Genomic DNA, 25,803 nt, shown 5'->3' with positions numbered 1-25,803 from the left:
CAGCACACCGGAGGAGATCGTGAGCAAGCTCGAACGCAACTGGCAGTACGCCGAGCAGTATCCGGGCGAGACCGACGCGATCGTGCGCGCGCGCCGCCTGTCGCTCGAGCTCGGGCTGGAGCCGGTCAGCCGATCCACCGCCGCGCAGCTCTCGGCCCTCACCGCGCTCACCCGCGCGCAGGCGATCTGCGAAGTCGGCACAGGCGTCGGGGTGAGCGGTCTCGCGCTGCTGCGCTACGTGCCCGAAGCCACTCTCACCTCGATCGAGATCGAACCGGAGCACCTGCGCGAGGCGCGCACCGTGTTCGCGGAGGCGGGGGTGCCGTCGTCGCGGCAGCGTCTGATCGAGGGCGATGCCCGCCACGTCATGCAGCGACTGAACCTCGCCGCCTACGATCTGGTGCTGCTCGATGCGGAGCCGCGGCTGCTGCTCGAGCACTTCGAGCACGCGCTCGGCATCGTGCGCCCCGGCGGCTGCATCGTGGTGCCGGGGGTCTTCGCCCACGGCCGGGTGCCGGATCCGGCCGCCCGCGACGAGGCGACCGTCGCGTGCCGCGATCTGCTCGCTCTCGTGGCCGAGTCGCCGGCGATCGCGCCCACGCTCTCCCCCGCAGGTGACGGCGTGCTCACCCTCGTGCGGCTCGACGGCTGACGCGCACCGCAGCAAGGCACAGCACCGCCGCACTGTGCGGCGCGGCACGGCGCCGCTGCAGCCGCCGCAGACAGCGAGGAGCCCCGGGAATCCGAAGATTCCCGGGGCTCCTCTAGGTTCTGCGCCTAGGCTTCGACCGGCTCAGCCGTCGAGCACCGACGACAGCACGTCGCGCAGCTCGGTGGCCTCCTGGTCGTTGACCGACACCACGAGACGGCCGCCGCCCTCCAGCGGTACGCGCACGACGATCAGCCGACTCTCACGAACCGCCTCCATGGGTCCGTCCCCAGTCCTCGGTTTCATTGCAGCCATGACGCCTCCTCGAAAGTTATGGTTGATGTCCAGTTTATCGGGCCGCCGTAGATGAGGGCCAACCCGCTTACCGCCGATTACGCTTCGTCGCTCTGCAACCAGGCGCGCAGCGCCCGCTCGGTGAACTCGATCTGGCTCACGGGCACCCGTTCGTCGTCGGCGTGCGCGAGCAGTGCGTCGCCCGGACCGAAGTTGACTGCGGGGATGCCGAGCGCCGAGAAACGTGCCACGTCGGTCCAGCCGAACTTCGCCGTGGGCTCGGCCCCGACAGCCGCGACGAAGCGCTGCGCGAGGGGCGCGTCCAGGCCGGGGCGCGCGCCGGGCGCGAGATCCACGATCTCGACCTCGTCGGCATCCGAGAAGAACTCGCGCACCACCTGTGCGGCCTCATCGGTGGATCGGCTGGGGGCGAAGCGGTAATTGACTTCGAAGCTGCAGCGGTCGGGGATCACATTACCGGCGACACCGCCCTCGATGCGCACCGCGTTCAGGCCCTCGCGGTACTCGAGCCCGTCGACGACGATGCGTTCGGCCTCGTAACGGGCGAGCCGGTCGAGCAGCGCACCAGCCCGCTGGATCGCGTTCACGCCCATCCAGCTGCGCGCCGAGTGGGCGCGCTTGCCGTGCACCGTGATCCGCGCACGCAGCGTGCCGTTGCAGCCGCCCTCGATGGTCCCGTTGGAGGGCTCGCCGAGGATCGCGAAGTCGGCGGCGAAGAGCTGGGGGTGGTTGCGCATCGCCCGCCCGAGGCCGCTCAGCTCCGACGCGACTTCCTCATGGTCGTACCAGATCCACGTGAGGTCGACTGCGGGCTCGGCGAGCTCGACCGCGAGCGCGAGCTGCACGGCGACGCCGGCCTTCATATCGACCGTGCCGCGACCCCAGATCGACGTCTCCCCCGTCGCGGGGTCGATCTCATCGCGCACCGGCAGGTTGTCGTTGATGGGCACGGTGTCGAGGTGTCCGGCGATCGCGACGCGGCGCTCGCGGCCCAGCTCCGTGCGCGCGACGATGGTGTCGCCGTCGCGGGTGATCCGCAGGTGCGGGGCGCGCTCGCGCAGCACCGCCTCGACCGCGTCGGCGATGGCCCGCTCGTCGCCGGACACCGACGGGATGTCGCACAGCTGGCGGGTGAGCTCGACGGCTCCGAGGGCCGGATCGAGTCGGAGGGCGGAGGCGAGGGACGGATCGGCGTTCACCCGACCCAGCCTAACGGTAGCCTAGATCCCATGACTGACTCCCGCTTTGCATGGTCCGCCGGTATCGCCACCACCGCAGCCGACGGCACGGTACTCGACGCCTGGTTCCCCTCGCCCGCGCTGGGCGAACGGCCGACGGATCGCGATCGCTGGATCGCTCCCGCCGAGTTGGAGGAGCTCGCCGGCGCCGACGAGCTGCGCGGGGTTGAGCTGCGCCCGGTGAACGTGGAGATCGATCTGGATGCGGCCCCGGCCTCCACCGAGGACGCCTACCTGCGCCTGCACCTGCTCTCCCACTGCCTGGTGCGCCCCAACAGCATCAACCTCGACGGCATCTTCGGCAAGCTGCCGAACGTGGCGTGGACCACGGCCGGCCCGATGCTGCCCGAGGTGTACGCGGAGCGCCTGCCGCGGCTGAAGCGCGCGGGCATCACCGCGGTCGGGCTCGACAAATTCCCGCGCCTCACCGACTACGTCGTGCCTGAGGGGGTGCGCATCGCCGACGCGTCGCGGGTGCGCCTCGGCGCGCATCTCGCGCCGGGCACCACGGTGATGCACGAGGGCTTCGTGAACTTCAACGCGGGCACGCTGGGTGCCTCGATGGTGGAGGGTCGCATCTCGCAGGGCGTCGTCGTGGGCGACGGTTCCGACATCGGGGGCGGCGCTTCGATCATGGGCACGCTCTCGGGCGGCGGCACGCAGCGGATCACGATCGGCGAACGGGCCCTGCTGGGCGCGAACTCGGGCATCGGCATCTCGCTGGGCGACGACAGCGTCGTCGAGGCGGGCCTCTACGTGACGGCCGGCACCAAGGTGGTGCTGCCGAAGGGCACGGCTCAGTCGGGCGGCGAGCCCGTCGAGGTGAAGGCCGTGGAGCTGTCGGGTCTGCCGCAGCTGCTGTTCCGCCGCAACTCGCGCACCGGTGGCGTCGAGGCGCTGCCCCGCGAGGGCGCCGGCATCGAGCTGAACTCAGAGCTGCACGCGTAGCTCGCCGCACCCGGCGGCCCACGGGCCAACGGGCCTGCCGGGCCGCCGCTCGCACGGGCTCGCAGCTCAGACCGGAGATCGCAGTTCAGGCGGAGGAGGTCAGCGCATTTCCTCCGCCTGAACTGCGATCGCTTCGGTGAGGTGAGTCCCGACGCCACCGGCATCGCGGACGAACCAGCAGCACACCTCGCGGCGCGGCGCACCGCGCAGAAACGACACCTCCCCGCCGGGCTCGGCGAGCCCGGCGAGGAGGTGTCAGTGCGAGCGGCCGATCAGCGGCCCAGGTGACGCTCCCCGGCCCCCGTGTACAGCTGCTGGGGGCGGCCGATCTTCGTCTGCACGTCGTCGCGGGCCTCGCGCCACTGGGCGATCCAGCCCGGCAGGCGGCCGATCGCGAACAGCACCGTGAACATGCGCGTGGGGAAGCCCATCGCCTTGTAGATCACGCCGGTGTAGAAGTCGACGTTCGGGTAGAGCTTGCGCTCCTTGAAGTAGTCGTCCTCGAGGGCGATCTGCTCGAGCTCCTGCGCGAGGCCGAGCAGCGGGTCGTTGACGCCCAGCTCTTCGAGCACGCGGCTGGCGCTCTCCTTCACGATGCGGGCGCGCGGGTCGTAGTTCTTGTAGACGCGGTGCCCGAAGCCCATGAGCTTGACGCCGTCTTCCTTGCGCTTGACCTTCTCCACGAAGGTCTCGACGCTCTGGCCCGAGTCGCGGATCTGGGCGAGCATGTCGAGCACGGCCTCGTTCGCGCCGCCGTGCAGCGGGCCCGAGAGCGCGTTGATGCCGGCCGAGACCGACGAGAACATGTTGGCCCCGGTCGACCCGACGAGGCGCACGGTCGAGGTCGAGGCGTTCTGCTCGTGGTCGGCGTGCAGGATGAGCAGCTTGTCGAGCGCGTCGACCAGCACCGGGTTCATCTCGTAGTCCTCGGCCTTGTTGCCGAAGTTGAGACGCAGGAAGTTCTCGACGAAGCCGAGCGAGTTCTTCGGGTACAGGAAGGCCTGACCGATCGACTTCTTGTGCGCGTACGCCGCGAGCACGGGCAGCTTCGCGAGCAGGCGAATGGTGTTGACCTCGACGAACTCGGGCACCGTGGTGTCGAGCGAGCTCTCGTAGTAGGTCGACATGGTCTGCAGACCGCCGGAGAGCACCGCCATCGGGTGCGCCGTGTGCGGCACGCCCTCGAAGTAGTAGCGCATGTCCTCGTGCAGCAGCGTGTGGCGGCGGATCTCGTCGTCGAAGGCGGCCAGCTCATCGGAGCTCGGCAGCTCGCCGTAGATGAGCAGGTAGGCGACCTCGAGGAAGGTCGAGTTGCGGGCCAGCTCCTCGATCGGGTAGCCGCGGTAGCGCAGCACGCCCTCTTCGCCGTCGATGTAGGTGATGCCCGACTTCGTGGACGCCGTGTTGACGAAGCCGTAGTCGAGGGCGGTGTAGCCCGTCTGCTTGGTGAGCGTGCTGACGTCGATGGCCGAGTGCCCGTCGACCGACTCGAGGATGGGGAACTCGGCCTCCCCTCCGGGGAAGGTGAGCTTCGCGGTGGCCGGGCCCTGCTGCTGAGTCGAATCGGTCACGTCGTCTCCTCGTGAGGTCTCATACGGAAAGGCATCGGGTAGACGCCTTCGTTCTTATCACCCTATCGGCTCCGTGGGAGCGAACGTGCACACCGTCGATTCGCTGTGCCGCCACCTAGAATATCTTGACGTCGAGCAAATTGCGATTCGACCGCGCTCGCGGTCACGCCCCCGCCGCAGCCTCGCGGATCCGGTGCGCCGCAGCCGCGATGGCCTCGTCGCTCGCGGTGAGGGCGAGTCGCACGTGGCGCGGCGAGTGGGATCCGTAGAAGTGCCCCGACCCCACCACGATGCCGAGCCCCGCGAACTCCGCCACGGCGTCCCAGGCGTCGGCGTCGCGGGTGACCCAGAGGTACAGGCCCGCCTCGCTCCCCTCCACCCGGTAGCCCGCCGCCTCGAGCGCCGGCCGCAGCACCTCGCGTCGCGCCCGGTACCGCTCGCGCTGCTCGTCGACGTGCGTCTCGTCTCCGAGCGCCGCCACCATCGCGGCCTGCACCGGTGCGGGCGCCATGAGCCCGGCATGCTTGCGCACGGTGAGCAGGCGGTCGATGAGCTGCGGATCGCCGGCCACGAACGCGGCACGGTACCCCGCGAGATTCGACTGCTTGCTCAGCGAGTACGCCGCGAGCACGCCGCGGTGATCGTCGCCGACGACGCGGGGATCGAGGATCGAGGGGATTCGCTCCGATCGCCACGGCGACTCCCAGCCGAACTCGGCGTAGCACTCGTCGCCGACGATCACGGCGCCGAGCTCGCGCGCCCGCGCCACGGCGGCGCGCAGCGCGTCGACGCCCAGCACGCGGCCGTCGGGGTTCGACGGCGAGTTGATCCACACCAGGCGGGTGTGCTCCGGCCACTCCGCCGGGTCGTCGGAGGGGACCGCCTCGGCGCCCACGAGGGCCGCACCCATCGCGTAGCTCGGGTAGGCGATCCGGGGGAAGACGACCGCCTCGTCTGCGCCGAGCCCCAGCAGGAACGGCATCAGGGCGACCAGCTCTTTCGAGCCGACCGTGGGCAGCACCGCGCCGGGGTCCACCGCGACCCCGCGGCGGCGCGAGAACCACTCGGCGATCGCCTCGCGCAGCCGCGGGGTGCCGGCGGTCGCCGGGTAGCCGTGCGCGTCGGTCGCCGCGGCGAGCGCCTCGCGCACGCTCTGCGGCGCCGGGTCGACGGGAGACCCCACGGAGAGGTTCAGCGCGCCCCCGGGGTGGCGCGCGGCCTGCTCGGCGTAGGGCGCCATCGCGTCCCAGGGGTAGTCGGGAAGCGGGCCGCGCATGCGGCTACTCGCCCTGCGGCGGCAGCGCCGCGATGATCGGGTGATCGAAGTCGTAGACGCCGACCTTCGCCGCCCCGCCGGGCGAGCCGATCTCGTCGAAGAACTCGACGTTGGCCTTGTAGTAGTCGGCCCACTCCTCGGGGAGGTCGTCTTCGTAGTAGATGGCCTCGACGGGGCAGACCGGCTCGCACGCACCGCAGTCGACGCACTCGTCCGGGTGGATGTAGAGCGAGCGCTCGCCCTCGTAGATGCAGTCGACCGGGCACTCGTCGACGCAGGCACGATCCTTCACGTCGACGCACGGAAGAGCGATCACATAGGTCACGATGCCCCTACCTTTCGTTTCACTCCATCAGGCCGCGGCACTCGCCGCAGCGGTCGAACGGCGACGGATCACCATTCGCCTCAGCCGACCGTCTTCACTCGGCTCGTAACGCCCCTATCCTACTCCCCGGCGGATCACCGCCCCGGACTCCCGCGCTCAGAGCTCGGAGTAGTCGCGCGTGGGGATCTCCGTGGTCACCGCGGGCACGTCGGGGTACAGCGGCGGCAGCACGCCCGTGTCGCCCTCCCGCGGCAGCATCCCCGCCGAGAGACCGCGGAACGGGCCGAGATCAGGGCCCTGGTCGGCGAGCGCCACCTCCCGCCGCCCGCGCGGGCCGATCTCGACCTGCTCGCCGCGCACGCTCACCACGACGGGCGTCTCCCCCTCGATCATCTCGAACGCGATGCGATCCCGCCGCAGCTCGACCGCGATCCGGCAGCCGCGCCAGACCAGTTTGAAGCGCAGCGAATCCCAGTGCACGGGCAGCCGCGGATCGAAGGCGAGCTGCCTCCCGGCGGAGTCGCGCAGCCCCGCGAACCCCTGCACGAGCATCATCCAGACGCCGCCCGTGGAGGCGATGTGCACCCCGTCTGCCGAGTTGCGGTGCAGGTCGTCGAGGTCGACGCGCAGGGCGTGCTCGAAGTAGCGGTACGCCAGCTCGGGATACCCCACCTCGGCGGCGATGATCGACTGCACCACGGCCGAGAGCGTCGAATCGCCCGTGGTGAGCGCGTCGTAGTACTCGAAGTCGCGCAGCTTCTCGTCGCGGGTGAAATCGTCGCCCGCGAGCAGCAGGGCCAGCACCACGTCGGCCTGCTTGAGCACCTGGAAGCGGTAGATCACGAGCGGGTGGAAGTGCAGCAGCAGCGGCTTCTGCTCGGGCGGCGTCGCCGCCAGATCCCACACCTCGCGGTCGAGGAAGTGGGCGTCCTGCGGGTGGATCCCCATCTCCTCCGAGTAGGGCACGCTCATCGCATCGGCCGCCTCCTCCCAGGCCAGCACCTCGTCGGGGTCGAGGCGCAGGCGGTCGAGCAGCCCGGCGTAGACCTCCGGAGCCTCCCGTTCGAGCCGGCGCACCATGTGCACGGCGACGCGCAGGTTGAAGCGCGCCATGACGTTGGTGAAGAGGTTGTCGTTCACCACGGTCGTGTATTCGTCGGGGCCGGTGACGCCGTGGATGTGGAAGCGCCTCACCCCGTCGCGCCCCGTGCGCCAGAAGCCCAGGCTGCGCCACAGGCGGGCCGTCTCGATGGGGATGTCGCACGCTCCGGACAGCAGGTACTCGAAGTCGCCCGTCGCGAAGACGTACCGCGCCAGCGCATAGGTGATGTCGGCGTTGATGTGGTATGCGGCCGTGCCCGCGGCGTAGTAGGCGCTCGCCTCCTCGCCGTTGATCGTGCGCCACGGGAACAGCGCGCCGTCCTCGTTCAGCGTGACCGCGCGGCGCCGCGCCTGATCCAGCATCCGCTCCCGAGAGCGCAGCGCATTGCGCGCCCACAGCGGCGTCGTGTAGCTCAGGAACGGCAGCACGTAGATCTCGGAATCCCAGAAGTAGTGGCCGCTGTACCCCGATCCGGTGAGGCCCTTCGCCGGGATCCCGCGCCCGTCGGCGCGCGCCGCCGCCTGTGCGAGCTGGAACAGGTTCCAACGGATCGCCTGCTGCACCCCCGGCTCCGCCTCGACCTGCACGTCGCTGCGATCCCAGAACGCGTCGAGGAACTCCCGCTGGCGCTGCCACCGCAGCTCGGGCGGCTCCGGGGCGACCTTCGCGAGCGTGTGCACGCAGCGGTCGAGCAGTTCCTCCGGGCCCGCCGTCGCCGAGGAGTGGTAGGCCGCCGTCTTCACGAGCCGCACCGTGCGCCCCTGCCTGGCGGTGCCCTGGAACAGGTGCCGCACCCGGTCCGAGGAGGTCTCGACGCGGGTCTGCCACTCGCTCGCGTCGCCCCCGTCGAAGTCGTGGTCGACGCCCACCCCCATCGTCATGCCCGAATCGTGCACCCGGTAGCTCAGCACGCTGCGGCCGCCCTCGTGACGGGCAGGGCCGGGGTCGAGGATCCGCTCCTCCGTCAGCTGCTCGCTCTTGCGGGGGTCCGCGATGCCCGTGGCCTCCTTCTCGGCGCGCACGCGCCGCAGATCCTGCCGGTTGATGATGAGGCTGGAGATGGTGAGATCCGCGTCGGCGTCGAGCACGGTGACGCGCATCTCGATCGTCGCGAGGTGCCGCGACGCGAACGACACCATGCGCCGCGTCTCCACGCGCACCCGCTTGCCGGTGGGGGTGAGCCACAGCAGCGTGCGGGTGAGGGTGCCGGCGCGCAGGTCGAGCACGCGCTGCACATCGAGAATCTCCGACGATTCCAGGTTGAGCCGCTCGTCGTCGACGTAGATGCGGATCGTCTTCACGTCGGGTGCGTTCACGATCGTCTGCCCGTGCTCGGCGAAGCCGTACGCGTTCTCAGCGTGGCGGATGCGCCACGTCTCGTGCAGACCGTTGATGAAGGTGCCGTGGCTGCCGAGCGGCAGCCCCTCCTCATGATTGCCGCGCAGCCCCAGGTAGCCGTTCGCGAGCGAGAACAGCGTCTCGTCCTCGGCCGCGTGCGAGCCGTCGATGCCGCGCACCACGAGCCGCCACGGGTCCTCGCCGAAGTCGCGGTGCAGGTCCTCCACGGGAATGTCGAAGAGTTCCGGGTTCATCGTGCAAGCTCCTCCAGATCCGCCACCACCAGGTCCGCCCCCGCATCCGTGAGCATCGCCGCCCCCGCACCGCGATCCACCCCGACCACCAGGCCGAAGCGGCCCGCGTGCGCCGCAGCGACTCCCGACGCGGCGTCCTCGAACACCGCCGTGCGCTCCGGCTCCGCCCCCAGCAGCTCGGCGCCCCGCAGGAAGGTGTCCGGCGCGGGCTTCCCCGGCAGACCCTCCCGCTTGGCGACGACCCCGTCGACCACCGCCTCGAAGCGATCCCGCAGCCCTGCTGCGCGCAGCACCGCCTCCGCATTGCGCGAGCTCGACACCACGGCCAGCGGGCGCCCCAGCGCCGCGAGTCTGTCGAGCAGCCGCAACGACCCCGGGTAGGGGTCGATGCCGTCGCGCTGCAGCACCTCGGTGAACACCCGGTTCTTGCGGTTGCCCACCCCGATCACGCTCTCGAAGCCGTCATCGCCGGGTTCGCCCTCGGGCAGCACGATGCCGCGCGCCCGCAGCAGTGTCGCCACCCCCTCGAAGCGGGGCCGACCGTCGAGCGACTCGTAGTACTCGCTCTCGCGATACGGCGCCTGCCCCAGAGCGGCGAACAATCGGTCGAAGGTCTCGGCCCACGCTCTCATGTGCAGGTCGACGGTCGGCGTGATGACCCCATCCAAATCGAACAGGTAGGCGTCGTAACGGTCGATCAAACGGTGTGCCCTCCCGGAACTACTTCTGCGACCCCGCCAGCAGCGCCTGTACGAAGTATCGCTGGAATGCGAAAAACACTATCAGCGGAACCAGCATGGACAAGAAGGCCCCCGCCGACAGCACATCGATGTTCGCACCGAACTGCCGCAGCTGCGACTGGATCGCCACCGTCAACGGCTGCGAATCGGTGTTCGTGAAGATCAGCGCGACGAGCATGTCGTTCCAGGTCCACAAGAACTGGAAGATGGCCAGTGACGCGATCGCCGGCAGCGCGAGCGGCATCATGATCTGGAAGAAGATCCGCCAATCCCGAGCACCGTCGATGCGCGCCGCCTCGAGCATCTCCTCCGGCACCTGGATGAAGAAGTTGCGCAGCAGGAAGATCGCGAACGGCAGACCGAAGGCCGTGTGGAACAGGATCACCCCGAGCACGCTGCCGAAGATGCCGAGCGAGCCGAACAGCCTGGCGAGCGGGATCAGCGCCACCTGCAGCGGCACGGCGAGCAGCACGATCACGGCGATGAACAGCCAGTCGCGCCCCGGAAAATGCAGCCAGGCGAAGGCGTATGCGGCGAGCGCGCCGAGCACCACCACGAGCACCGTCGTCGGCACCGCGATGACGATCGTGTTCCAGAACGAACCCGTGATGACCGGGTTCGACAGCAGATTCGAGTAGTTCTCGATCGTGAGCTCGGCCGGCTTCGTGAGCACCGTCCACCAGCCGCTCGATGCGTTGTCGCCCGCGCTGCGGAACGAGGTGAGCAGCAGGCCGATCGTGGGCACCAGCCAGAAGACCGCCACGATCAGCAGGATCGCGTTCACGATGCCGCGGCTCAGAGCCGCGGCGATCATCCGGCCGGCGCGGGGCTTGCCCGGTGCGGTTGCAACGCTCATCGGCTCCGCTCCTCTCGGAATCTGCGCACGTTGATGATCATCGAGGGCAGCACGAGCACCAGCAGCAGGATCGCGAGCGCCGAACCCAATCCCTGGTTGCTGCCGCCGCCGAACGAGACCGTCCACATCTCTACCGCGATCACGTTCGCCGCAGGCTTCGAAGCGCCCGGCGGAATCACGTAGACCAGGTCGAAGATCTTCAGCACGTTGATGATGAGCGTCACGAAGACGACCACCAGCACGGGCGCGAGCAGCGGCGCCGTGATCCGCGTGAACACCTGCCATTCGTTCGCGCCGTCCGTGCGGGCGGCCTCCTGCAACGAGCGATCCATCGCCGACAGGCCCGAGGCGATCATCACCATCGCGAAACCCGCCCAGATCCAGACGTACGCGAGAATCACCACCACGTTGATGAACGAGGCGCTGAGCCACGACACCCCCTGGGCGCCCGCGTCGAAGTTCGCGGCCGGCAGGGCGACGCGGTACTGCTCCCCCGCGTCGAGGCCCTCGATCGTGAACGCGCCGCCGGCTCCTGTCGTCGCGTAGCCGTGGATCGAGCCGTCCTCGGCGACCGCATCCACCCGCACCCCCGCGAGCCCCTTCTTGCCGGCCTCGATCTCGCCGTCCGTGCCTCCCCCGCCGCGGATCACGTCGAGGAACACGGTGCCAGAGATCTCCGTGCCGCCGGGCTCTGCAGCGGTGCGGGCGTCCGCCGCGTCCTCCGGCAGCGCGCTCTGCCTGATCCCGGTCAGCGGGAAGTTCTGCACCGACCCCGGAGCCACCGGCTCGGCGGTGGCGATGATCCCGCTCTCCGCTGCAAGACCTGCACCGTCGCGCGGTTTCGCCCCCGGATAGCTCGACTGCTCGCCGAACAGGCTCTGCACGCCCACGATGGCCGCGTTCACCACGCCCAGCTGCGGACTCTCCTGGAACATGCCGCGGAAGATGACACCGGCTGCGAGCATCGAGATCGCCATCGGCATGAACACGATCAGCCGGAACGCCGTCTTCCACCCCAGCTTGTCGACGAGCACCGCGAATATGAGGCCGATGATCGTCACCGTCACCGGCGCAACCACCACCCACATCAGGTTGTTGCGGATCGCCGTGAACGTGGTGTCGTTCGTGAACATCGTGACGTAGTTCTGCCACCCCACGAAGGCGGTGCCGCTCTTGTCGAAGAAGGAGCGCACGACCGTATAGACAATCGGGTACACGACGAGGGCGCCGAGCACGACGAGGCCCGGCCCCAGGAACGAGGCCACCACCAGCCAGCGCCGGGCCGATCCGCCACCGCGAAGCGTGCGTTCGCGATCTCGGATCGGGACCGGCACCGTGAGCGTGCGACTCATGACCGCGCCGGCCTACTGGTATGCCTTGACGGCGGCGTCTTCGAGCCGCTGCGCCGTGCCGTCGATGTCGCTCGGGTTCTGGTAGAAGGAGATCATCTCCTGCCAGAACCCCTGCCCCGGCGTGCCGCCGAAGGCGCTCGGCGTGAGATCCGACATGTCGAAGCGCAGCTCCTCGGCCCCGGTCAGCGCCTCAGCGATCTGACGGGAGACGTCATCCGGGTACAGCGAGGTGTCGACCGAGCCGTTCGGGGAGGTCAGGCCGCCGTTCGGCACCCAGATCTCCGCCGCCTCAGGCGAGGCGAGGTACTCCATGAGCGCCGTCGTCGCCGCGCCGTCGTCGAACTGGACCGCGACATCGCCGCCGCCCACCACCGACGGCGCCGAGCCGTTCACCGAGGGGAAGTCGTAGAAGAGCGCGTTCTCGCCGACCGTCGAGTTGCCGTCCGCCGCGATGTTGCCCGCCACGAAGTCGCCCTCGAACACCGTGCCCGCCTGCGGGTCGGAACCGAAGACCTCGGTCACGCTCGTCGGGAAGTCGCGCTGATCTCCGCCCGGCTGCACGAGGTCGCTCCCCCACAGCTCGCCGAGCACGCCGAGCGCCTCCTTCACCGAGTCGTCCGTCCACGGGATCTCGTGCTTCGTCAGCTGATCGTACTTCTCCGGCCCCGCCGTGCGCAGGTACACGTTCTCGAACCAGTCGGTGAGCGGCCAGCCCACGTCCGCGCCGATCGAGATGCCCGCGTAGCCGGCGTCGCTCACCAGGCCGAGCTGGGTCATGAAGTCGTCCCAGTCCTCGGGCTCCGTCGCACCGGCCTCCTCGTAGATATCGGCGTTGTACCAGACCGTCGACTTGTTCGCGCCCTTGAACCACACGCCGTAGAGCTCGCCGTCGACCGAGCCGAGGTCGATCCAGTCCTGCGCGTAGTTCTCCTCGACCGCCGATCGCACGCCGTCGCCGACCGGCTTGATGTCGCCGTCCTGCGCGAGCGACTGCATGAGCGCCGGCTGGCCCAGCACCGCCACGTTCGGCGGGGTGCCGCCCTCGAGCTGCCCCTGGATGTAGGTGGGGCCGTTGTCGCCGAAGCTCGTGTAGTTCACCTTCGCCCCGGTGCGCGAGCTGAACTCGTCGAGCACCGCCTCGAAGTTCTTCTGCTCCGCGCCCGACCAGGCCGCCACCACATTCAGTGTCTCCCCCGAGAATTCGCCGTCCCCGCCGTCGGCACCACCGCCGCCTCCCGAGCCGCAACCCGTGAGCGCGAGCGCCGCCGCCGAGACTCCAGCCGCCACTGCCCAGATCCGTCGATTCCGTCGCATAGCCATGACACACACTCCATCTCCGCAGTCCTGTCACGGCTCACGCTACGCATCAGCCGTAGCCGCGGAAAGGGCCTTGCCAGCAGGCGCGTACGGATGCTAGACGGGGGCTGCGGGGTGCGGGGTGCGGTGGATCCGGCGCGGGTCGGGGCGGATCGGGGGCGGGCCCGAACCAGGCCTAGACCGCCCCGTGGCGCCGGGAACGGAGCCGTGGCGCCGGAGGCGCCGATCCGCCCGCCCTAGGGAGTGACCTCCGTACCGATGCCGCGCTCCGTGAAGATCTCGAGCAGCACCGAGTGCGGTTCGCGGCCGTCGATGATCGCGGCCTTCGGCACCCCGCCGCGCACGGCGTCGAGGCAGGCGCGCATCTTCGGGATCATGCCGCTTTCGAGCGACGGCAGCAGCGTCTCGAGCTCGCTCGCCGAGATGCTCGACACGAGCGAGTCGAGGTCGGGCCAGTTCGCGTAGAGGCCCGCCACATCGGTGAGGATCACCAGCTTCTCGGCGCCGAGCGCCGCCGCGAGCGCAGACGCCGCCGCGTCGGCGTTGACATTGAGGGAGTCGCCCGGGCGATCGACATCGGGCGCGATCGACGACACCACCGGGATCAGCCCCGCTTCGAGCAGCGCCAGCACCGGCTCCGGGCGCACGTCGACGACGTCGCCCACGAGCCCCAGATCGACCAGCTCGCCGTCGACTTCGACGGGTGGGCGCCGGCGGCCGATGAAGAGCCCCGCATCCTCCCCCGTAGTGCCCGCGGCGAGCGGCCCGTGCGCGTTGATCTCGTCGACGAGCTCGGGGTTCACCTTGCCGGTGAGCACCATGCGCACCACGTCCATCGTCTCGGGCGTGGTGACGCGGTAACCGCCCTTGAACTCGCTCTCGATGCCGAGCCGCGCCAGCATCGCGTTGATCTGCGGACCGCCTCCGTGCACGACGACGGGCAGGATCCCCGTGTGCCGCAGGTACACCACGTCCTCGGCGAAGGCGGCGAGCAGGGCGTCATCGACCATCGCGTTGCCGCCGAACTTGATCACCATGATCCTGCCGCGGAACTTCTTGAGCCACGGCAGCGACTCGATGAGCACCTGCGCCTTGCCGGCCGCCTGCTCGTGGTCGAGGGTTCTCGTGGTGGTGGTCATGATCTGCCTAACTGGAGTACGCCGAGTTCTCGTGCACGTAGTCGTGCGTGAGGTCGTTGGTGCGGATCGTGGCGGTGTGATCGCCGGAGAACAGGTCGATCTCGACGTGCGTGCGGCGGGGCGTCAGGTCGCACTCCTCGACGGGGCGGTCAGGGCCGCCCGCGTGGCAGAGGCGCACGCCGTTGAAGCTCACGTCGACCTGATACGGGTCGAAGGCCGCCTCGGTGGTGCCGATCGCGGCGAGCACGCGGCCCCAGTTCGGGTCGTTGCCGAAGATCGCGGCTTTGAACAGGTTGTTGCGGGCGACGGATCGGCCGACCTCGACGGCGTCGGCCTCGCTCGCGGCGCCTCGCACCTCGATGTCGATGTCGTGGCTCGCACCCTCGGCGTCTGCCTGCAGCTGCGCGGCGAGGCTGTCGCAGACGGCGGCCAGAGCATCGGCGAAGGCGTCAGCGTCGGGCACGACGCCCGACGCGCCGCTCGCGAGCAGCGTCACCTGGTCGTTCGTCGACATGCAGCCGTCGCTGTCGAGCCTGTCGAAGCTCGCGCCCGTGGCGCGGCGCAGCGCCCGGTCGAGGGCGTCGCCGTCGAGCAGAGCATCGGTGGTGATCACGACGAGCATGGTCGCGAGGCCCGGTGCGAGCATGCCCGCGCCCTTCGCCATGGCGCCGATCGTCCATCCCTCGCCCACGTGCACGGCGGTCTTCTCGACCGAGTCGGTGGTGAGGATCGCGGCGGGCGCGGTCGTGTCGTCGGCGGCGAGCGCGGCGGCGAGAGACGGCACGTTGCTCACGATCTTGTCGCGGAAGGCCTGGTCGCCGGTGCCGATGAGGCCGGTGGAGCAGACCAGGATCTGCTCGGCGTCGGCGTCGCCGATCGCGGCGGCGACGGCTTCGGCGGTGAGCCTGGTCGTCTCGTAGCCGAAGTCGCCGGTGAAGCAGTTCGCGCCGCCCGAGTTGAGGATGATCGCGCGAGCGGGGCCGTTCTGGGCCACCTTGCGGCTCCACAGGATGGGATTCGCCTGGGCGCGGTTGCTCGTGAACACGACGGCGGAGGCCGGCTCGGGTCCGTCGTTGACGACGAGGGCGAGGTCGGGCTTGCCGGTGCTCTTCAGGCCGACGGCGATTCCCGCCGAGGTGAAGCCCTGGGGTGCGGTGACGCTCACTGCTGCTCCTTCTTCTGCTGCGTGCGCGCCCGTCACGGGGCGACGCCGTTCACCGGCAGGCCGGTGGTCTCGTGGATACCGAGGGCGATGTTCGCCGACTGGATCGCGGCGCCGGCGGTGCCCTTCGCGAGGTTGTCGAGGGCGGCCACCACCACCACGCGGCCCGCGGCCTCGTCGATCGCGAGGCCCATCAGGCAGGTGTTGGCTCCGAGAGTGTCGGCGGTGCGCGGGAACGCGCCCTCGGGCAACAGCTGCACGAAGGGCTCGGCGGTGTAGGCGTCTTCCCAGGCGCTGCGAACCTGCTGCGCGGTGACGCCCGGCACGAGCCGAGCGGTCGAGGTCGCGAGGATGCCGCGGCTCATCGGCACGAGCACGGGCGTGAAGCTGATGCTGGGTTCGACCGAGGCGCCCGCCCCGCGCAGCGCCTGCCGGATCTCAGGGATGTGCCGGTGCGTGCCGCCTACGGCATAGGGGTTCGCGGTGCCCATGAGCTCGGCCCCCAGCAGGTGCGTCTTCGCGGCCTTGCCCGCGCCGCTCGGCCCGACGGCGAGCACGCTCACGATGTCGCGAGGGTCGATCACGCCCGCGGCGATGCCGGGGGCGAGCGAGAGCGCGACAGTCGACGCGTTGCATCCGGGCGCCGCGATCCGCGTCGCCCCGGCCAGGTATTCGCGCTGCCGCGTCCAGATCGGGGTGCCGTCGGCGGCGAGCTCGGCCTTGATGAGCTCGGGCACGCCGTACTCCCAGGCGCCGTGGTGCTCGCCGCCGTAGAACGCCGCCCAGTCGGCGGCGTCGACGAGCCTGTGGTCGGCACCGCAGTCGATCACGAGGCGCACATCGCGCAGCTGCGCGGTGAGCTCGCCCGATGCGCCGTGCGGCAGGGCGAAGAAGACGACGTCGTGGCCGTCGAGCACCGCGGGCTCGGTCGGCTGCAGCACGAGGTGAGAGAGCGAGCGCAGATGCGGCTGGGACTCGATGAGGGGGCGCCCCGCCGTGGAGTGCCCCGTGACCGTGCGGATCTCGAACTCCGGGTGCGCGGCGAGCAGGCGCAGCAGCTCGCCTCCGGCGTACCCGCTCGCCCCGGCCACCGCCACTGAATAGGTCATCTCGCGCCCTCCATCGTCACCCGTCTATTCTGGCACCTCGCGGCTCGGGTCGGGTGCCGCCCGCGCTGCCGGCCCGCCGCGGCCGAAGCTCAGCGGTGCGTGAACTCGGGGGCGCGCTTCTCGGCGAAGGCGCGCATGCCCTCCTTCTGGTCATCGGTCGCGAACGCGGCCGCGAAGGCCTGACGCTCGAAGCGCAGCCCTTCCGAGAGCGGGGTCTCCTGCGCGACCTGCAGCGCCTCCTTCGCGGCGTACACCGCGGGCAGCGACTTCGACGCGATCGTCTCGGCCGTCTGCGCCGCTTCGGCCAGGAGTTCGTCGGCGGGCACCACGCGCGACACGAGCCCCGAGCGCTCCGCCTCCTCGGCGCCCATCAAGCGGCCAGTCAGCACCATCTCGGCGGCCTTGTACTTGCCGATCGCGCGCGGCAGGCGCTGCGAGCCGCCGAAGCCGGGCAGCACGCCCAGGTTGATCTCGGGCTGGCCGAACTTCGCGGTGTGGGCGGCGATGATGATGTCGCACATCATCGCGAGCTCGCAGCCGCCGCCGAGCGCGAAGCCCGCGACCGCGGCGATCACGGGCGTGCGCATGCGTTCGAAGCCGCCCCACCCGGGGAACGGCCCGCCCAGGTACATGTCGGCGTAGCCACGCTCGGCCATCTCCTTGATGTCGGCGCCCGCGGCGAAGGCCCTCTCGGATCCGGTGATCACGATCGCGCCGATGCCGGGGTCGGCGTCGAAGGCGAGCGCCGCCTCGATGAGCTCGCGCACGAGCGTCGAGTTCAGGGCGTTGAGCGCCTCGGGCCGGTGCAGGGTGATCGTCGCGACCCGTCCCTGCGTCTCAGTCCGGATCGTCGTGTACTCGGTCATCGCTGCTCCCTTGCTCGGCTGGTCTCGTCGCGGATCCCGTCCGGGATCCTCCCCCACGTTACCGCGGCCGCTCAGCCGGCTTCGGCGGCACGCTCCGCCGCCGCGAGCTCCTCGTCGGTCGGCACGTATCCCGCGATGTGACGCTCCTCGGGTCCGTTGTAGGCGGAGAGGGGGCGGATCAGCGCGTTCGAGGCCGCCTGCTCCATGATGTGCGCCGTCCAGCCGGTGACGCGCGACGCGATGAAGAGCGGCGTGAAGGTGAGCGTGTCGAAGCCGATGAGGTTGTAGGCGGGGCCCGAGGGGTAGTCCAGATTGGGGTAGATCCCCTTGCGCGATACGAACTCCCGTTCGAGCGCCTCGTAGAGCTCGGCCACGTCGGCGCGGTCGTAGTGCTCGACGAGCGTGTCGAGCGCCGCCTTCATCGTGGGGACGCGCGAGTCGCCCTTCTTGTAGACCCGGTGCCCGAAGCCCATGATCTTGCGCTTCTCGGCGAGCGCACGGTCGAGCCACGGCACCACGTTCGCGGCGTCGCCGATCTCGTCCATGATGTGCAGCACGGCCTCGTTCGCGCCGCCGTGCAGGGGCCCCTTGAGGGCGCCGATGGCGGCCACGACCGCGGAGTAGAGGTCGGAAAGCGTCGAGGTGACCACCCGGGCGGTGAAGGTCGACGCGTTGAAGGAGTGCTCGGCGTACAGCACCATCGAGCGGTTGAAGGCGTCGACCACCGCCTCGTGGGGATCCTCTCCGAAGGTCATCCAGAGGAAGTTCGCGGCATAGTCGAGATCGTCCCGGGGCTCCACGACTCCCTGTCCGCGGCGGCGGCGCTGGCCGTAGGCGACGATCGCGGGCAGCACCGCGTAGAGCCGGATCGAGCGGTCGAGGTTCTGTGCGGGGCTGCCCGAGGCGTCGAGCACCGAGCCGGAGCCGGCCGTGTCGAGAGCGCCGATCACGCTCACCGCCGTGCGCACCTCGTCCATCGGGTGAGCTTCCAGCGGCAGCAGATCGATGGCCGCCCGCACGTCGCCGGGGAGGGCCCGGTGCTCGCGCTCGAGCGTCCGGAGCTCGGCCAGCTGAGGCGCGGTCGGCAGCTCGCCGTTCCAGAGCAGGTAGGCGACGGCCTCGAAGGGCTGGGTCGCGGCGAGCTCCTGCACCGGGTAGCCGCGGTACAGCAGGCTGTTCGTCTCCGGGTTCACCTTCGAGACGGCGGTGACGTCGGCTACGACACCCGCGAGGCCCTTCCTGATGTCGGGATCGGTCATGATGGCTCCTTTGCTCGTGCTCTGCTGCGAAGTGATGCGCCTGGCGCTAGCGCTCGACCGTGAAGTTGAAGACGCTGGTGTCGAAGTGGTTGTAGCCCTCGTAGTCGATGAGCTCGTACAGCTCGGCCCGGTGCTGCATCTCGTCGAGTTTCGAGGTGAGGCGCCCCTCCTGGTTCAGCGTGTCGAGCGCCCGGCCGGTCGCGCCCATCGCGATCCGCAGCATCGACACCGGCCAGATCACGATGTTCACGCCGATATCGGCGAGCTGCTGCGAGGAGAACAGCTCGCTCTTGCCGAACTCGGTCATGTTCGCGAGGATCGGCACGTCGAGCGCCTTCCGCATCGCCTCGAACTCTTCCAGGGTGCGCATCGCCTCGGGGAAGATGGCGTCGGCGCCGGCGTCGACGAGGGCCTTCGCCCGGTCGACCGCCGCGGCGAGCCCCTCGGCGGCGCGGATGTCGGTGCGCGCCATGATGAGGAAGTTCGGATCGCGGCGCGCGTCGACGGCTGCGCGGATGCGCTTCGTCGCGGTGGCCTCGTCCACCACCGACTTGTTGTCGAGGTGGCCGCAGCGCTTCGGGTTGACCTGATCCTCGATGTGGGTGCCGGCGAGCCCGGCGTCTTCGAGGGTCTGGATCGTGCGCGCCACGTTCATGGGCTCGCCGAAGCCGGTGTCGGCGTCGACGATCGCGGGCAGTTCGGTCATGCGGGCGATCTGCTGCGAGCGCCCGGCGACCTCGGTGAGCGTGGTGAGGCCGATGTCGGGCAGCCCGAGATCGGCGGAGAGCACGGCGCCCGAGATGTAGACGCCGTCGAAGCCCTTGCGCTCGATGAGGCGAGCCGAGAGCGGGTTGAAGGCGCCGGGGAAGCGCAGCAGTTCGCCGCTGGCGAGCCGCTCCCGGAAGTGATAGCGCTTCTCGGCAGGGGTGGTGGTGGCGTACAGCATCAGAACAGCCCCTTCGGTGCGGCGGCGAGATCGATCACGCCGGTTCGCGCGATGATGTTCAGCTCGCGCACCTCGGCGGCGGTGAGCTCGGGCAGGCGCTGCACGAGGTCGAGGAAGCGGTCGATCTCGGCGGTGTCGAGCACCGGTTCGGCGAGCAGGCGGAACTTCGCGACGTACTGCTCGCGGGCGAAGGGGCGCGCGCCCAGCGGGTGGGCGTCGGCGACGGCGATCTCGTCGACGACCCTGGTGCCGTCGGCGAGCTCGATCTCGACGCGACCGCCGAACGACTTCTCGTCCGGATCCTCCGAGTGGTAGCGGCGCGTCCACTCGGCGTCTTCGGCCGTGGTGACCTTGTGCCACAGCTCGACGGTGTCGGGGCGGCCTGCCCGCTCGGGGGTGTAGGAGTCGACGTGGTGCCAGCCGCCGTCCTGCAGCGCGACGGCGAAGATGTACGGGATCGAGTGGTCGAGGGTCTCCCGGGAGGCCTGCGGGTCGTACTTCTGCGGGTCGTTCGCGCCGGATCCGATGACGTAGTGCGTGTGGTGGCTCGTGTGCAGCACGATGGCGGTGACGTTCGCCGGGTCGGCGAGCTCGGGGCGCTCATGGTGCAGCTTGCGGGCGAGGTCGATCCAGGCCTGCGCCTGGTACTCGGCGGAGTGCTCCTTGGTGTAGCTGTCGAGGATCGCGCGCTTCGGCTCGCCCGCGGCCGGCAGCGGCACCTCGTAGGAGGCATCCGGGCCGTCGAGCATCCACGCGATGACGCCGTCTTCACCCTCGTAGATGGGGTTCGGCGAGGTCTGGCCGCGCATGGCGCGGTCGACCGCCTCGACCGCCATCTTGCCGGCGAAGGCGGGAGCGTGGGCCTTCCAGGTGGAGATCTCGCCCTTGCGGCTCTGGCGCGTGGCGGTCGTGGTGTGCAGGCCCTGGGCGACGGCCTGCGCGATGGTCGCGGCGTCGAGGCCGAGCAGGGTGCCGATGCCCGCCGCGGCCGAGGGGCCGAGGTGGGCGACGTGGTCGATCTTGTGCTTGTGGAGGCAGATCGCGCGCACGAGGTCCATCTGAATCTCGTAGCCGGTCGCGATGCCGCGGACCAGCGCCGCGCCGTCCGCGCCGACGTGCTGCGCCACGGCGAGGATCGGCGGGATGTTGTCGCCGGGGTGGGAGTACTCCGCGGCGAGGAAGGTGTCGTGGTAGTCGAGTTCGCGCACGGCCACGCCGTTCGCCCAGGCGGCCCACTCGGGGCTCGTGAGCTCGGCGGCCGCTCCGGTCATGGGCAGGCCGAAGATCGCAGCCCCGGTTCCCCCGGTCGAGACGGGGTGCGAGAGCGCCTGGGCGCGCGCCGCGACGATCGGTGCGCGCGTGAGCGACGCGGCAGCGACGGAGGCGTTGTCGATGATGCGGTTGACGATCATGTCGACGACCTCGGGCTCGACTTCCACGGGGTCGGCGGCGACCTCGGCGATCTTCCAGGCGAGCTGCTGTTCGCGGGGCAGCTCTTCCTCGCTCTTGTAGACGCGGACGTGATGGGTGACGGTCATGGCGTTCCTTCCGGGGACGGCGGATCGATCGAGTGCAGGATCGAGCTGAGGGCGTGGTGCAGGTGCACGTGGGTGGCGTGCGCGGCGAGCTCGGCGTCGCCGCGGGATATCGCTTCGGCGATGAGGGCGTGCTCGGAGACCGATGCGGCGAGGCGGTCGCGGTTGTCGCGGGCGAGGCGGCGCGCACGGGCGAGGTGGGTGCGGATCGTGCGCAGCGCGCTGACGAGGTACGCGTTGTCGACGGCGGCGTCGAGCTCCGCGTCGAAGCGGGCGATGAGGGCGTAGTAGTCGTCGGCGGCGAGCTCTCCCGTCTCGGGGTGGGCGCGGCCGAAGGCGGCGGCGAGCACGGCGAAGGCGGAGCGGTCTCCGCGCTGGGCGGCGAGCCGCGCCGCGGTCTCTTCGAGGGCGCGGCGCGCCTCGAAGAGCGCCCGGATGTCGGCGGCGTCGAATCCGGAGACGACGAGCACCCGGGGCGATTGCTGTCGCACGAGCCCCTCTGCCGAGAGACGGCCGATCGCCTCGCGCATCGGCGTGCGGCTCACGCCGACGCGCTCGGCCTGCTCGACCTCGCCGATCACGGTGCCCGGGGGCAGTGCGCCGCTCTGGATCTCCTCCAGCAGGGCCGCATAGGCCCGGTCGCTCGCGCGGATCGGCTGCTCACTCACCTCATCAGCGTATACACAAAGGAGGTATTCTTGCAATACTTCCCGGAGAACTGCGCATTTGTGTATACGAAAACCGGAGCGGTCGGCCTAGCCGATGAGGCTCGGCTGCAGATCGCGCAGGGTGCGCGATCGCATCATGCGCGCCACGCCGAGCGCCGCCAGGAGCACCGCCACGACGAGGAACAGCGCCAGCTTCACCGCATCGGCCCCCGCATGCCCGAGATCGCCGCCGTACATCAGCTGCCGCAGCCCGTCGACCGCGAACGACATCGGCAGGTAGTGGTGCAGCGCCGCGAGCGGAGCCGGAAGCGTCTGCCACGGGAAGGTGCCGCCCGCGGTCACGAGCTGCAGCACCATCAGCACGAGCCCGAGGAACTGGCCGACGCTGCCGAGCCACACGTTGAGCGCGAGAATGATGGCGGCGAAGGTCGCCGACGCGAGCGCCATGAGCCCGTACGCGGGCAAGGGGTGCGTCACCTCGAAACCGAGCGACCCCGCCACGATCCCGAACAGCGCGAGCATCTGCACCGCGCCGAGCATCGCAGGCGTCGCCCACCCCGCGATCGCCACCCGCACAGGCGCGTGGAGCGCGGTGACCGCGCGCCGCGAGACCGGTTTCAGGATCAGGAAGAGCGCGTAGATGCCGATCCACGCCGCGAGACTCACGAAGAACGGGGCGAGACCCGCGCCGTAGGTGCCCGCGGAGGTCACCTTCGTGGTGCGCACGTCGACGGGATCCGCGATGTTCGCCGCCTGCCGACCGCGCAGCGCCTCGCTGCTGTCGGGAATCCGCTCCACGCCCTGCGCGAGTCCGTCGCGCAGCTGCGCGGTGCCGTCCACGAGCGATCCGAGCCCCCCGTCGAGGGCCTGAGCGCCGGCCTCCAGCTCCCCGAGACCGCTGTCGAGCTGCGCGGCGCCGTCCGCCGCCGAGGCGATCCCCGAGGCGAGCTGCGGACTCGCATCGGCGAGCGCGCGCGATCCGTCCGCCACCTGCCGAGCCCCGGAGGCCAGCACGTCGAGCTGAGCACTCGCACCCTGCACACGGTCGTTCGCCTCGCCGAGCACTGCCCCCACGCCGTTCAGCCGCTGCTCGACCGCCGCCACCACGGCGGGATCGACGCCGGCCGCGGCGAGATCCGCCAGAATCGCATCACGGTCGGCGGCGAGCCTGCCGACCGCCTGACCGCTGGCCCCCGCGACCTCACGACCGAGCTGCGCCACCTGCGCATTGCCGTCGGCCACCTGCGCGGCCCCGCTCGCGAGCTGCGCGCTCTGCGCCGGCAGCTGCGCGGTGGCATCGCGCAGCGCACCGAGCCCGCCCGAGAGCTCGGACGAACCCGCGTGAGCCTGCTGCGCGCCGGCCGCGAGCCGGTGCGCACCATCCTTCGCGGTGACGGCCCCGTCGGCGAGCTGCGCAGCGCCGTCGCGAGCCTCGACGAGCGAGACGCGGATCTCGGCCATGCCGTCGAGCATCGACCGCGCCGCCTCCTGGTTCACCGACCGCACCACCTGCTGACGGATCTGCTTCACCGCCTGCTCGCCGATCGTGGAAGCCAGATAGCTGTTGGCATCGTTCGTCGTGAGGATCACCTCGGCGCGATGCGGATCGTCGCCGCTCGACGAGCCGAGCGCCTCGCTGAAATCAGCCGGGATGGTCACCGAGAAGTCGTAAGCGCCGTCCTCCACCCCGCGCTCCGCCTCGCGCGCCGACACTCGATGCCAGTCGAAGCTGCCGTCGTCGATGAGGTTGCGGGCGACCTCCTCGCCGATCGTGCGCCGCGCATCGCCCTGCTGCACACCCGAATCGGCCACCACCAGCGCCACGGGCACCTGATCGAGCTTCGCGTAGGGATCCTGATTCGCCCACAGGTACAGGCCGCCGTAGAGCAGCGGCACGCACATGAGCGCCACGAACGCGATGCGCGCCATGGGCGTCGCCCACAGCCGCGAGAACTCCGAACGGATCATCTGCGGGATCTTCACGGGCGCTCCTCCCCCGTCGCGTGCGCGGGATGCTCCGGGAGTGCTCGGGGCTCCCGGGGTTCCCGTGCGGCCTGGTGCTCCTGCGGTTCCGCGATCTCCGGATGCTCCAGCTGCCCGGCCCGCAGCGGGGCAACCTCGCCCGTGCCCCACCCGCCGGGAGCGGCCGTGATGGCCGCGCGGGAGGCGAGACCCGCGATCACCAGGATCGCAGCTCCCCGCTCCGCGAGCTCGCAGGCGATGGCCCACCACTCCGACGGATCCCCGCCATGACGATCCGGCGAGACGAGTACGAGGCCGTCGGTCTCGGGACGCTCGAGCGCGAGCTCGCAGAGCACCCGCACCCGGGCGCCCGGCGCGAGATCCGCCATCGGGGTGCGCGCGTGCTGCGCGACCCCCAGAGCTTCGAGCACGCGCCGCACCGCGAGGGGTCCGCGGGGGCGCCCCGCGAACATCAGCTCCTCGGCCACGACTTCGGCGAGGCGGACGTCTCCGTGCGGCTCGCTCACATCAGGCGCATCGACGAGGGCGAGCCGCCGCCGCAGCGCCCGCGGATCCGGGGCGCCGTCGATCGTCACCTCACCGGTATCGGGCCGCATGCGCCCGGTGACGATGAGCCCGAGCACCGTCGGGCGCTGCGCGGTCTCGGCCTCGACGAACACCGCCGTGCCCGAGGCGAGGTGCACGTCGGTCGGAGGCAGCGCCCGTCCGCCCGGCCCCTTGCTCACCGAACTCGCACGCACCCGCATCCGGACCCCCTTCCGCCTCTTCCGCCTCACGTCAGCTCTCCGGAGTGTACTCCGCTGCACCGCTTTCCCCGCGCACGCAGCCGCGCACAAGCTGCTCGGCCCGCGCCGGTGGCGGTGGGCTCCACGAGTCAGAAATCGGCGATGACGATCTTCTTCATCTCCATCATGTGCTCGTAGGCGTCGGGGCGCTGCATCAGCTCCCCCATGTTCGCGGGCACGATCTGCCAGCTCACGCCGAAGCGATCCGCCAGCCAGCCGCACTGCTCGGCCTCGGGCACCGCGGAGAGCGCTTCCCACAGGCTGTCGATCTCGGCCTGATCAGCGCACTGCACTTCGAGCGACACCCCGCAACCGAAGTCGAACGGCTGCTCGACACCCGAATCCATGACCGCGAACCACTGCTCGCCCACGCGGAACTCGCCGTACATGAGCGCCTCGGCGCTCGCCGGCCCCGAGGGCGCGCCGTAGGGGAAGCGCCCGCCCGCCGCAGCGTCGGCGAACACGGAAGCGTAGAAATCGATGGCCTCCGAGGCCCGGTTCTGCGCCCGCCCGGAGAACATGAGCGACGGCACGATGAACGGACGCGGCTCACCTGAGGGGTCGGTGAGCATGAGCTGCCAGCTCACGCCGAAGCGATCCTGCACCCAGCCGTAGCGTCGGCTGAACGGGTACTCCCCCAGATCCATGAGCACGCTGCCGCCCTCGGAGAGCAGGCCCCACAGCTGGTCGAGCTGCGCCCGCGCAGCGTCTTCGTCGCCCCCGAACATGAGCGGATCGAAGTTCAGCATGAACGAGATCGACGGGTTCGGCGCGAACTCGTCGCCCGCGTTGATGAGCGTGAGGCGCGTCGTGTCGGCGCCTCGCGGATCCGGGATGTCGACCGATACGGTGAGCGGCGCGCCCGCGAACTCCAGCTGGAAGTCGAGCAGGCCGTCATTCGGGTAGCGCGCCTCGACCGTCGAGCTGGCCCCCGGGAACGCCCGCGCGTAGAAATCGCCGACCTGTTCGGCGTTGCGGTTGCACCAGATGTTGGGAATGATCTTCTGAGCGGTCATGATCGCCTCCTCGCGATGATGCTTTTCAGTATCCTCGTAACCACTGACACTGAC

The 25,803-nt window shown here is 70.3% G+C and carries 23 protein-coding genes; 2 read left to right on the top strand and 21 right to left on the bottom strand.

What is annotated here, in order from left to right; all coding sequences use genetic code 11:
* The first annotated feature begins 19 nt into the window (after nucleotides 1–19).
* Nucleotides 20–652: an O-methyltransferase gene (locus tag H629_RS0105655; RefSeq protein WP_024356327.1), complete on the top strand. Its 633-nt coding sequence runs from the start codon at nucleotides 20–22 to the stop codon at nucleotides 650–652.
* Between the two features lie 141 nt (nucleotides 653–793).
* Here the strand turns inward: H629_RS0105655 and H629_RS14760 are convergent, their stop codons facing one another.
* Together H629_RS14760 and dapE are read right to left on the bottom strand one after the other, a co-directional pair.
* Nucleotides 794–964, bottom strand: coding sequence for a DUF3117 domain-containing protein (locus H629_RS14760; RefSeq protein WP_076623924.1), 171 nt, complete (start codon nucleotides 962–964; stop codon nucleotides 794–796).
* 77 nt (nucleotides 965–1,041) lie between these two features.
* Nucleotides 1,042–2,163, bottom strand: coding sequence for a succinyl-diaminopimelate desuccinylase (gene dapE, locus H629_RS0105645; protein ID WP_024356326.1), 1,122 nt, complete (start codon nucleotides 2,161–2,163; stop codon nucleotides 1,042–1,044).
* 30 nt (nucleotides 2,164–2,193) lie between these two features.
* Between dapE and dapD the strand changes: the two genes are divergently transcribed.
* On the top strand, nucleotides 2,194–3,150 hold the full coding sequence (gene dapD, locus H629_RS0105640) for a 2,3,4,5-tetrahydropyridine-2,6-dicarboxylate N-succinyltransferase (protein WP_024356325.1): 957 nt from the start codon (nucleotides 2,194–2,196) through the stop codon (nucleotides 3,148–3,150).
* Between the two features lie 272 nt (nucleotides 3,151–3,422).
* Here dapD and H629_RS0105635 read toward each other — a convergent pair whose 3' ends face one another.
* From H629_RS0105635 to H629_RS0105545, 19 genes are all read right to left on the bottom strand, one after another.
* Complete coding sequence (locus tag H629_RS0105635) at nucleotides 3,423–4,721, bottom strand: citrate synthase (protein ID WP_024356324.1); 1,299 nt, start codon at nucleotides 4,719–4,721, stop codon at nucleotides 3,423–3,425.
* A 163-nt stretch (nucleotides 4,722–4,884) separates the two neighbouring features.
* On the bottom strand, nucleotides 4,885–5,997 hold the full coding sequence (dapC, locus tag H629_RS0105630) for a succinyldiaminopimelate transaminase (RefSeq protein ID WP_024356323.1): 1,113 nt from the start codon (nucleotides 5,995–5,997) through the stop codon (nucleotides 4,885–4,887).
* Between the two features lie 4 nt (nucleotides 5,998–6,001).
* Nucleotides 6,002–6,322: a ferredoxin gene (fdxA, locus tag H629_RS0105625; RefSeq protein ID WP_024356322.1), complete on the bottom strand. Its 321-nt coding sequence runs from the start codon at nucleotides 6,320–6,322 to the stop codon at nucleotides 6,002–6,004.
* 156 nt (nucleotides 6,323–6,478) lie between these two features.
* A complete protein-coding gene (locus tag H629_RS0105620) occupies nucleotides 6,479–9,016 on the bottom strand; it encodes a glycoside hydrolase family 65 protein (RefSeq protein ID WP_024356321.1) in 2,538 nt (845 codons plus the stop codon).
* The gene (locus H629_RS0105615; RefSeq protein ID WP_024356320.1) at nucleotides 9,013–9,717 is read right to left on the bottom strand and encodes an HAD family hydrolase; all 705 of its coding nucleotides are present in this window, start codon (nucleotides 9,715–9,717) and stop codon (nucleotides 9,013–9,015) included. The genes H629_RS0105620 and H629_RS0105615 overlap by 4 nt, the downstream gene beginning before the upstream one ends.
* Before the next feature lie 19 nt (nucleotides 9,718–9,736).
* A complete protein-coding gene (locus H629_RS0105610; RefSeq protein WP_024356319.1) occupies nucleotides 9,737–10,612 on the bottom strand; it encodes a carbohydrate ABC transporter permease in 876 nt (291 codons plus the stop codon).
* Nucleotides 10,609–11,964 (bottom strand): ABC transporter permease, encoded by a 1,356-nt coding sequence (locus H629_RS0105605; RefSeq protein WP_024356318.1) that lies wholly within the window; start codon nucleotides 11,962–11,964, stop codon nucleotides 10,609–10,611. The genes H629_RS0105610 and H629_RS0105605 overlap by 4 nt, the downstream gene beginning before the upstream one ends.
* Nucleotides 11,965–11,976: 12 nt before the next feature.
* Nucleotides 11,977–13,251: an ABC transporter substrate-binding protein gene (locus H629_RS0105600; protein ID WP_084705347.1), complete on the bottom strand. Its 1,275-nt coding sequence runs from the start codon at nucleotides 13,249–13,251 to the stop codon at nucleotides 11,977–11,979.
* Nucleotides 13,252–13,517: 266 nt separating this feature from the next.
* On the bottom strand, nucleotides 13,518–14,420 hold the full coding sequence (gene argB / locus H629_RS0105595; protein WP_024356316.1) for an acetylglutamate kinase: 903 nt from the start codon (nucleotides 14,418–14,420) through the stop codon (nucleotides 13,518–13,520).
* Nucleotides 14,421–14,427: 7 nt separating this feature from the next.
* Nucleotides 14,428–15,585 (bottom strand): bifunctional glutamate N-acetyltransferase/amino-acid acetyltransferase ArgJ, encoded by a 1,158-nt coding sequence (gene argJ, locus H629_RS0105590; protein ID WP_024356315.1) that lies wholly within the window; start codon nucleotides 15,583–15,585, stop codon nucleotides 14,428–14,430.
* A gap of 32 nt (nucleotides 15,586–15,617) precedes the next feature.
* A complete protein-coding gene (argC, locus tag H629_RS0105585) occupies nucleotides 15,618–16,691 on the bottom strand; it encodes an N-acetyl-gamma-glutamyl-phosphate reductase (protein WP_024356314.1) in 1,074 nt (357 codons plus the stop codon).
* Between the two features lie 89 nt (nucleotides 16,692–16,780).
* Nucleotides 16,781–17,557: an enoyl-CoA hydratase gene (locus H629_RS0105580; RefSeq protein WP_024356313.1), complete on the bottom strand. Its 777-nt coding sequence runs from the start codon at nucleotides 17,555–17,557 to the stop codon at nucleotides 16,781–16,783.
* A 71-nt stretch (nucleotides 17,558–17,628) separates the two neighbouring features.
* Nucleotides 17,629–18,816, bottom strand: coding sequence for a bifunctional 2-methylcitrate synthase/citrate synthase (locus H629_RS0105575; protein ID WP_024356312.1), 1,188 nt, complete (start codon nucleotides 18,814–18,816; stop codon nucleotides 17,629–17,631).
* A gap of 46 nt (nucleotides 18,817–18,862) precedes the next feature.
* Complete coding sequence (prpB, locus tag H629_RS0105570) at nucleotides 18,863–19,762, bottom strand: methylisocitrate lyase (RefSeq protein ID WP_024356311.1); 900 nt, start codon at nucleotides 19,760–19,762, stop codon at nucleotides 18,863–18,865.
* Complete coding sequence (locus H629_RS0105565) at nucleotides 19,762–21,300, bottom strand: MmgE/PrpD family protein (protein WP_024356310.1); 1,539 nt, start codon at nucleotides 21,298–21,300, stop codon at nucleotides 19,762–19,764. The genes prpB and H629_RS0105565 overlap by 1 nt, the downstream gene beginning before the upstream one ends.
* A complete protein-coding gene (locus H629_RS0105560; RefSeq protein ID WP_024356309.1) occupies nucleotides 21,297–21,950 on the bottom strand; it encodes a GntR family transcriptional regulator in 654 nt (217 codons plus the stop codon). The genes H629_RS0105565 and H629_RS0105560 overlap by 4 nt, the downstream gene beginning before the upstream one ends.
* Nucleotides 21,951–22,052: 102 nt before the next feature.
* The gene (locus H629_RS0105555) at nucleotides 22,053–23,948 is read right to left on the bottom strand and encodes a YhgE/Pip family protein (RefSeq protein ID WP_024356308.1); all 1,896 of its coding nucleotides are present in this window, start codon (nucleotides 23,946–23,948) and stop codon (nucleotides 22,053–22,055) included.
* The gene (locus tag H629_RS0105550) at nucleotides 23,945–24,673 is read right to left on the bottom strand and encodes a P-loop NTPase family protein (protein WP_205618686.1); all 729 of its coding nucleotides are present in this window, start codon (nucleotides 24,671–24,673) and stop codon (nucleotides 23,945–23,947) included. The genes H629_RS0105555 and H629_RS0105550 overlap by 4 nt, the downstream gene beginning before the upstream one ends.
* A gap of 149 nt (nucleotides 24,674–24,822) precedes the next feature.
* Nucleotides 24,823–25,749 carry a VOC family protein gene (locus H629_RS0105545; protein WP_024356306.1) on the bottom strand — a complete coding sequence of 309 codons (927 nt, stop codon included), beginning with the start codon at nucleotides 25,747–25,749 and terminating at the stop codon, nucleotides 24,823–24,825.
* Nucleotides 25,750–25,803: the final 54 nt, after the last annotated feature.

This window comes from Leucobacter chironomi DSM 19883 (assembly GCF_000421845.1).
Lineage (GTDB): Bacteria > Actinomycetota > Actinomycetes > Actinomycetales > Microbacteriaceae > Leucobacter > Leucobacter chironomi.
This window is presented reverse-complemented; position numbering and strand designations above follow the sequence as displayed.

Coding starts and splice junctions, on each gene's coding strand:
- H629_RS0105575 (WP_024356312.1), bottom strand. CDS start 18,816: ATGACCGATCCCGACATCAGGAAGGGCCTCGCGGGTGTCGTAGCCGAC.
- argC (WP_024356314.1), bottom strand. CDS start 16,691: ATGACCTATTCAGTGGCGGTGGCCGGGGCGAGCGGGTACGCCGGAGGC.
- H629_RS0105565 (WP_024356310.1), bottom strand. CDS start 21,300: ATGACCGTCACCCATCACGTCCGCGTCTACAAGAGCGAGGAAGAGCTG.
- H629_RS0105605 (WP_024356318.1), bottom strand. CDS start 11,964: ATGAGTCGCACGCTCACGGTGCCGGTCCCGATCCGAGATCGCGAACGC.
- dapC (WP_024356323.1), bottom strand. CDS start 5,997: ATGCGCGGCCCGCTTCCCGACTACCCCTGGGACGCGATGGCGCCCTAC.
- prpB (WP_024356311.1), bottom strand. CDS start 19,762: ATGCTGTACGCCACCACCACCCCTGCCGAGAAGCGCTATCACTTCCGG.
- argB (WP_024356316.1), bottom strand. CDS start 14,420: ATGACCACCACCACGAGAACCCTCGACCACGAGCAGGCGGCCGGCAAG.
- H629_RS14760 (WP_076623924.1), bottom strand. CDS start 964: ATGGCTGCAATGAAACCGAGGACTGGGGACGGACCCATGGAGGCGGTT.
- H629_RS0105545 (WP_024356306.1), bottom strand. CDS start 25,749: ATGACCGCTCAGAAGATCATTCCCAACATCTGGTGCAACCGCAACGCC.
- dapD (WP_024356325.1), top strand. CDS start 2,194: ATGACTGACTCCCGCTTTGCATGGTCCGCCGGTATCGCCACCACCGCA.
- H629_RS0105580 (WP_024356313.1), bottom strand. CDS start 17,557: ATGACCGAGTACACGACGATCCGGACTGAGACGCAGGGACGGGTCGCG.
- H629_RS0105620 (WP_024356321.1), bottom strand. CDS start 9,016: ATGAACCCGGAACTCTTCGACATTCCCGTGGAGGACCTGCACCGCGAC.
- H629_RS0105610 (WP_024356319.1), bottom strand. CDS start 10,612: ATGAGCGTTGCAACCGCACCGGGCAAGCCCCGCGCCGGCCGGATGATC.